This is a genomic window from Rhodopirellula sp. JB055, assembly GCF_043100905.1.
In the GTDB taxonomy this organism is placed as follows: Bacteria; Planctomycetota; Planctomycetia; order Pirellulales; family Pirellulaceae; genus Rhodopirellula.
The window spans coordinates 1-8,174 of the sequence record NZ_JBICHO010000265.1 but is presented as its reverse complement, the minus strand read 5'-3'; the positions used below and the strand labels follow the sequence as shown (position 1 = coordinate 8,174).

Here is an 8,174-nt window from a genome sequence, read left to right as displayed (position 1 = left end):
TGATGCTGATGGAATGGGTCGATGGATACGATCTCCGGCAATTGGTCATGCCCAAGTGCCTGGAATTGCTGCGTGACCACATCACACCGAAACGATGGAAATACATCAACGATGTGATCATCACCGAAGGCCCTGAGCAATCTCGATTCAAACCCGGCGTCGCCGTCGCGATTGTTCGCGAATGCTTGGCGGCGCTGGCGGCACTGCACCGCGACGGAATCGTCCATGGTGATGTCAAACCCGCCAACATCATGCTGAAACGCAGTGGGCACGCGAAACTGATCGACATGGGATCGTCCATCGATTATCGCAACCCACCCAAAGATCGCGAATGCACGCCGCTGTACGCCGCGCCCGAAGTGCTCGACAACCTCGATGCGACGCCTCGCAGTGACTTGGCCAGCGTCGGTTACGTGCTGGTGGAACTGTTGTCGGGGTTCAACCCGTTCAACAGCACCAAGAACCTCGGCGAGCTGCTGCAAGCGAAACGTGAACTGCCGATGAACCTGGAACGCATTCTTCCCGAAGAAGTGCTTCGCAACGCGTTGCTGATGAACTTCTTACGAGGATTGATTGCTCCCGATCCAACCCTGCGGTTCATTAGTGCGGAAGCCGCCGAGCACGTCGAACAAGGCGCAGCGGCATTCCATCGACAGCTCATCATTGGCAATATGTCGACAGAATACGACAATGACATTCGTTTGTGGTTGGAAGAGCTGCGCCGGTTGGAAAACGACTGACGGCTTCCGACCCTTCGGACCGCCTCCAACCAACCCCAAGACAGACTTCATGGACAATGCCCATTTGAGGCTGGCCGTCGACGCGGCTCGCGCCGGAGCCGCGGAGCTGATGTCGCGACGCAACGACCGCGTTGTTAGAGAAAAAGCTCCCAAAGACCTTGTCACCGATGCCGACCTCGCGTCTCAAAAAGCCATCCGTGACATCCTGACTCACGCCTATCCGGATTACGCCTTCGTCGGCGAAGAAGAAGGCGAAAACGATCCACCGGCCAACGTGCGAGCCGGCGATCCGGACGCTCCACCATGCTGGGTTGTGGATCCCTTGGACGGCACGATCAATTTCGTCCATCGACTTCAAAGCTTTGCGGTTTCCATCGGATTGTACGCCGCCGGCAAAATGCGACTGGGCGTCATTTACGACCCCACACGAGACGAGATGTTCACCGCCATTGATGGACAAGGCGCGCATTGCAACGGCCAAAAGATGTCCGCCAGCGGTTGCACAGCGATGGACGAAAGCCTGATCGCTTGCAGCTTTCGCGCGGGTGTGACCGCCGATTCGCCCGAGGTCGCTCGGTTCGTGAAGGTCCTCGAAAAATGCCGTTCGCTGCGACGCTTGGGTTCGTGCGCGCTCAACATGTGTTACGTCGCCGACGGACGACTCGATGGGTACTGGGCCACCAACGTCGCCGCATGGGATTCAGCCGCCGGAACGGTCATCGCTCGTGAATCAGGCGCTGTCTTGGAAGGCTATGGAGGCGGGGCATTCGATGATTGGAACCCCAAATTCTGCGTTTCCGCCACGCCCGAATTGCAATCGCTTCTGACTCAGGAGCTGAACGGCTCATGATCATCGATCCCAACGACGTTTCGATCAGCTCGGTCTATGAATCCATGGTCGCGTTGATCACGCCGCGGCCGATTGCCTGGGTTTCAACGTTGTCACCCGACGGTGTTGCCAACCTGGCTCCTTACAGTTTCTTCGGTGGCGTGGGTGCCAACCCGCCGACGGTGATGTTTTGTCCGGTCAATCGTCTGGACGGAACTGCCAAAGACACGCTTGCCAACGTTCGCGCCAACGGTCAATTCGTCGTGAACGTCGTCACCGAGGAATTCGCCGAATCAATGAAACAATCGGCGGCGGACGTGCGACCCGATGAAGACGAATTCGTCCTGACAGGTTTGCAAAAAGCACCTTCGACCAAAGTCGACGTGCCGCGAGTCGCCGATGTGGTCGCCGCGATGGAATGCGAGATGTTGACCTCCATGCAATTGGGCCCCGGACGTGGCGGTGCCAACTTGGTTGTCGGACGCATCGTCTCCTTCTACGTGGCAGATTCAGTCACCGGAGAGAACGGATTGCCCGATCCAGAAAGAATTTTCACCATTGGTCGAATGGGTGGTCCGCGATACACACGGACTCGCGATCGCTTTGAATGAAGTCCCTTGGCAGGAAACGAGGGAACTTCATTGCTCCATACCCAACACACCGAGGCAAAAGGCGACCCCAACAACGCCCAAACGCCAAAGTCTATTGGTTTGGAGCATCCTGGCATTGTTAGTAGGATAGATCATCCCGCCCACCCAACCTTCCTCCTGCCTGGGTTCCTCGATGATTCGGAACGTCTTCGCGTCTTGCCGCACGTTTGGCTGCCGCACCTTTGGATGGATTGCCGCGTCCCTGTTCCTGGCCAGTTCAGTTTGGGCCGAAGAACCCACCCAACCCGCCAAGATCGATTTCGGCCGCGACATCCGTCCGATCCTTTCGGACAACTGCTTCGCCTGTCACGGACCTGACGAGCATGACCGAAAAGCCGGTGTGCGACTGGATTCCGCAGAAGGGATCGCAGATGTCATCGACCAAGACGATTGGAAGGCAAGTCTGCTGATCGAGCGGATCGAGACCGACGATCCCGACATGATCATGCCGCCAGCGGACTTCCATAAACCGTTGTCGCCCGAGCAAATCAAACGGCTCAATCAATGGGTCGCCGAAGGAGCCGTTTACGAATCGCACTGGGCCTTCACACCGCCTCGCCGTCACGAACTGCCGTCGACAAAGGACACCAGCGAGACAACCGCCCGAGATCGAATCGATCAATGGATTGACTTGGAACTGCAATCACTGGGACTGTCTCCCGCCGACGCCGCCGACCGCCGAACACTCGCCCGTCGCGTGTCGCTGGACTTGACCGGCCTGCCGCCAACGCTGGAACGAGTCGAAGCGTTTGTGTCCGACCCCGCACCGGATGCTTACGAAAACTACGTGGAAGAATTGCTCGCGACGCCTGACTATGGCGAGCACATGGCCCGATTCTGGCTCGACCTAGTGCGCTACGGCGACACTCACGGTTTGCACTTGGACAACTACCGCGAGATGTGGCCCTATCGAGACTGGGTGATCGATGCTTTCAACGAAAACATGTCGTTCGACGAGTTCATCACACGCCAGCTCGCCGGTGATTTGTTGCCCGAGACCGACGCAGCGGAATCCCTGACCAACAAGATCGCCAGCGGCTTCAATCGCCTGAACGTAACGACCAACGAAGGCGGTTCGATCTACGATGAAGTCTTCGCTCGCAACGTCATTGACCGCACCGACTCGTTCGGCACGATCTTCCTTGGGTTAACCACGGGATGCTCCGTTTGCCACGATCACAAATTCGATCCCATCACTCAAAAAGATTACTTCGCCCTGTCCGCGTATTTCAATTCGCTGGACGGCCGAGCGATGGATGGCAACAAAAAGGATCACGCTCCCGTGATCCGTGTTCCCTCCGAAGAACAATCCGCTGAACTTTCGCAAATCGCATCCGACATCGCCGACCTGGATCGAGAAATGGCAGGGCCGCTACCGGAGGTGGATGCCGCTCAACTTCAATGGCAACAATCACTGGCATCGACCGAAGAATCAATTCACGCGAATCTGATGCCCGCGGAAGTCACCACGAAGAACCAAGGCAAATTCAAACGGAACGAGGATGGCACCGTCGAATGGGACGGCACCCCGCCAGCCAAAGACGTGATGCAAATTGTCGCGCCTCTGCCAGCGGGCACTTGGCAAATGCTGCAACTGCACGCGATCACCGATAAAGAACATCCACGTGTCGGCACCGCGTCCAATAAGAACGCTGTGCTCAGCGAGATCAAAATTGAAACTCGACCCGACGACCAATCGGACTGGGTCAAGATTCCAATCCGTTCGGCAACCGCCACGCGAGCCCAAGACAGCGACATCTTCACAGTGGACAACGCGATCGACGTAAAGATCGACGACACCCGCGGTTGGGCGGTCGGCGGTCACGAAGCCACCGGCGACCGAACGGCCTGGTTCGTGATCCCCTCAACCGAAGTCCCCGCCTCAGAAAACGAGAGTGGCCAAATCCGAGTTTCGCTGCACTACGAATCCGTGCACGTTGCTCACATGCTTCGCAAGGTTGCTCTCTCACTGCACTCTTCCGCGAACCAAGTGCCGGCGGACCAGCGAATTGTCCTGGGTGAATCGCATTTGATCGGACCGCTCCCCATCGAGAAGGTTGGCAAAGGCCTGAACGAAACATTCGCAGGCGAAGACCAAAACGAATTTGATCCCACCCAAGCCATCACGCTGGACGGCAACGAACACAATTGGCAACCTCGTACGGACATCGTCTCGATTCTTGCCAACGAATTGCCCACCCTGGATGACTCGCCGAGCGTGTCGGTGGTTCATCAACTCATCCATTCGCCATCGGACCAATCGGTTGAGTTGATGCTGGGCACGGACGAGGGCAGCGTGCTGTTCCTCAACGGCAAAGAAATCGCCAAGCAAAAAATCGGCAAGCGGAAAGACAACGAATTCCAACCGCTGAGCAACCAGCACACGCTGCCGCTCAAAAAGGGTGACAACCACTTGTTCATCCGACACGTCAACCGCAGCGGGCCTGCGACCTTGACGTTTGCAATCAACTCGCCCAGCGTGCAGTTCGCCGAACCGTTGACGGAACGATTGGCATCCTTGCCCGCCCCCACGGAAAACGAAGCGTCCCCGAGTTTGGATTGGCGAGCCGCGCGAGCGTTCTACCGAGAAGTGGTTTGCGATCACCCACGCTGGATCGCACTCAATGACATGCGAGACGGCATGCGGGGGATGCAAGACAAGATCAACGAACAAATTCCCACGACGTTGGTTTGGAAAGAAACGGCCACCCCACGTGACGCGTTCATCTTGGAACGTGGCCTCTATGATTCTCCTGGTGAAAAGGTGGAACGAGCCGTACCTGGCTTCCTGCCTGAATTCCCCGAAGGTGCCCCCAACGACCGATTGGGATTGGCTCAGTGGTTGCTTCTCGACGAGCACCCGCTGACCGCTCGAGTCGCCGTCAATCGATTCTGGCAACAACTATTCGGCCATGGGTTGGTCAAAAGCAGCGAAGACTTTGGCAGCCAAGGGCATTTGCCTTCCCACCCTGAATTGCTAGATGAACTGGCCCTCGATTTTCGCGATAGCGGTTGGAACGTGAAGGAGATGATGAAACGATTGGTGATGACTGAAACCTATCGCCGCGACGCGACCGCGACCCGTCAAATGTTGGCGGTCGACCCAAGCAACCGCTATTACGCACGTGGCCCACGATTCCGCCTGGACGCGGAAACGATTCGAGATCAAATGCTGGCGATTTCCGGATTGCTGGTCGCTGAGCGCGGCGGCCCAGGAGTGAAACCACCCCAACCCGCAGGGCTCTGGGCAGCGGTGGGTTACACCGACAGCAACACCGCCAACTTCGTCCCCGATGAAGGCGACAAAACCGTGCGACGAAGCGTTTACACGTTTTGGAAACGCACCAGTGCCCCGGCGGTCATGTCAACGTTTGATGCACCAAGTCGTGAATCCTGCACCGCGCGTCGCGAACGAACCAACACACCGATGCAAGCGTTGCTGTTGCTCAATGAAACGCAAGCGATGGCGGCCGCTCGAGCCATGGCCGATGAGATCACCGCTGCACCGACTCCCGATCCATCGGACTGGGAAGCGATCTCTCGCAAACGAATTCAGTCCGCATTCCAACGCGTGACGCTGCGTCCGATCGAAACCAGCGAACTGCGATCTCTGGAACGCTTGCTGGCGGATCTAACGGAACACTACTCGGTCCAACTCGAGGAAGCACGGCAATTGGTCGGAGCCCCCGATCCTGAACTGGCCGCATGGACTGTCGTCATGAATACCCTTTTGAACTTGGACGAGGTGGTTTGCAAATGAGTCGCTCTGAATTCCCTTGCGAAGATTGGAACTCGCTGACGCAGTCCCCGTTGATGTCGTGGGTTCTGAAAGAACGCATGCAACACTGGACCCGCGTATCGCTGTTTTCCCGCGCGGCCGCGGGACTGGGTGCCGCCGCCCTGGCTTCGATGCCCGGGATGGCTCGCGCTGCCGACAGCCAATCGGTTTCGATTGCCACGCCTCCCGCAGGTCCGTCCGGCCCTGGCGTCCCCGGCCAACCAGGGTTGCCCCACCATGAACCGGCGGCCAAGCGAGCGATCTACTAGTTCATGTCGGGTGCTCCCAGCCAAATGGACATGTGGGATCACAAACCAGAAATGGCCGATTGGTTTGACAAAGACTTGCCCGAGTCAATCCGGCAAGGGCAACGGTTGACCACGATGACCAGTGGTCAATCTCGCTTTCCGATCGCGCCGAGCATCTACAAGTTCAGCCCGCATGGTGCCAACGGCACGATGGCCAGCGAACTGATCCCGCACATGGCCAAGAAAGTTGACGAGATCGCTCTGGTCAAATCGATGTACACCGAAGCGATCAACCACGATCCCGCGATCACGTACATCTGCACCGGCAATCAACTTCCCGGCAAAGCGTCCTTGGGCTCGTGGTTGAGCTACGGACTGGGGACCGAAAACGAAGACCTTCCCGCGTTCCTCGTGATGACCGCCTCCTGGACCGGTCGCAAACAGGCTCAAGCGCTTTACAACCGACTGTGGGGAAGCGGCTACCTGCCTAGCAAGTACCAAGGCGTGGCCTTGCGAAGTGCGGGCGACCCAGTGCTTTACCTGTCCAACCCGGACGGAATCGACTCCGGCGTGCGTCGCCGGATGCTCGACACCCTGGCGGAACTGAATCGCAACACGCTCGATCGCTGGCACGATCCCGAAACCGAAGCCCGGATCGCTCAGTACGAAATGGCGTTCAAGATGCAAACCAGCGTGCCAGAACTCACCGACCTGAGTGACGAACCGCAGCACGTGCTCGATCTGTACGGCCCCGATGTGAAGAAACCCGGCACCTTCGCCAACTGCTGCTTGATGGCCCGGCGGATGGCAGAGCGCGGCGTTCGCTTCACACAAATTTTCCACCGCGGTTGGGATCAACACGGAGCCTTGCCCAAGGACCTTCCCAATCAATGCCGCGACACCGATCAACCGTCGGCCGGCTTGCTCACTGATTTGAAGCAACGTGGATTGCTGGACGATACCCTGGTCGTTTGGGGCGGCGAATTTGGCCGCACGATTTACTGCCAGGGCGCACTGACCAAAACGAACTACGGCCGCGACCACCACCCCAAGTGCTTCTCCATTTGGATGGCAGGTGCCGGGATCAAGCAAGGAGTCGTGCACGGTGAGACCGATGAGTTCAGCTACAACATTGTCCGCGACGGTGTTCACATTCGCGACTTGAACGCGACGATTCTGCACCAGATGGGAATCGATCACGAACGGTTCACCTACCCCTTCCAAGGGCTGGACCAGCGTTTGACGGGTGTGGAAGAAGCTCGTGTCGTTCGCGAACTACTCGCTTAAGGTCCACAAAAAAAGCGAAGCTCGCCGAACAACTCGGCGGCTTCGCTTTTTTAATTTGGATGATCGCGTTTCAAGGTCAGTGATCGGGAGCAACCTTCCGCTCAGATACGGAATCTGTCTCCGCGTAAGCAGAGAAATCCACTCAGCACGGAAGCGATGGAAAGCAGCATCCACTGGAATTTTGTCAGGTGAAAGAAGTAAAGCTTCAACTCCAACCAACAATCCCAGAAATATTCGACGATTGAAAAGGCGAGCAGGAAAGCGTCCATGGCGGAACTCTCGATTGCATGTGTTTCACGGGGTACGTGTCATCAAATCTAGTTCGGAGTGTTCCGTTCGTCGGATAGAACGCCGGCTTGCGAAGTAGAAACCTTCAGATGCGAGAATCACGCAAGGACTGACCGCTAGAACCGGCACAAAACCACTTGATTCAGGGGGCGCCAAACAAAATTTTCGACGACCCCTCAGACCGGCCTTGCAAGCAATCCGAGCATAGATATACTCCACCCCATCGCAGCGGAGATGAGACTTTCTTCATCCCACTGTGAGCCTTCGAAGAAGATTCCGAGCCGTGTTTTCAAACGATTTGGTTGTCTCTTCCAGGCGCGGTAGCTCAATTGGTTAGAGCCCCGGACTGTCAGA

4 protein-coding genes and 1 pseudogene are annotated in these 8,174 nt (G+C 57.2%); all 5 read left to right on the top strand.

Features of this window, described 5'->3' with window-relative positions:
- A partial coding sequence (locus ACF8AM_RS10735; RefSeq protein ID WP_392555636.1) for a protein kinase occupies positions 1 to 740 on the top strand: 740 nt, incomplete at its 5' end.
- A 49-nt stretch (positions 741 to 789) separates the two neighbouring features.
- Entirely contained in the window at positions 790 to 1,590 is an 801-nt protein-coding gene (locus ACF8AM_RS10730) for an inositol monophosphatase family protein (protein WP_392555635.1), read from the top strand.
- Positions 1,587 to 2,180: a flavin reductase family protein gene (locus tag ACF8AM_RS10725; RefSeq protein ID WP_392555634.1), complete on the top strand. Its 594-nt coding sequence runs from the start codon at positions 1,587 to 1,589 to the stop codon at positions 2,178 to 2,180. Before ACF8AM_RS10730 ends, ACF8AM_RS10725 begins: the two co-directional genes overlap by 4 nt.
- 172 nt (positions 2,181 to 2,352) lie before the next feature.
- Complete coding sequence (locus tag ACF8AM_RS10720) at positions 2,353 to 5,979, top strand: PSD1 and planctomycete cytochrome C domain-containing protein (protein WP_392555633.1); 3,627 nt, start codon at positions 2,353 to 2,355, stop codon at positions 5,977 to 5,979.
- 53 nt (positions 5,980 to 6,032) lie between these two features.
- Positions 6,033 to 7,532 (top strand): annotated as a pseudogene (locus ACF8AM_RS10715) (DUF1501 domain-containing protein).
- Positions 7,533 to 8,174: the final 642 nt, after the last annotated feature.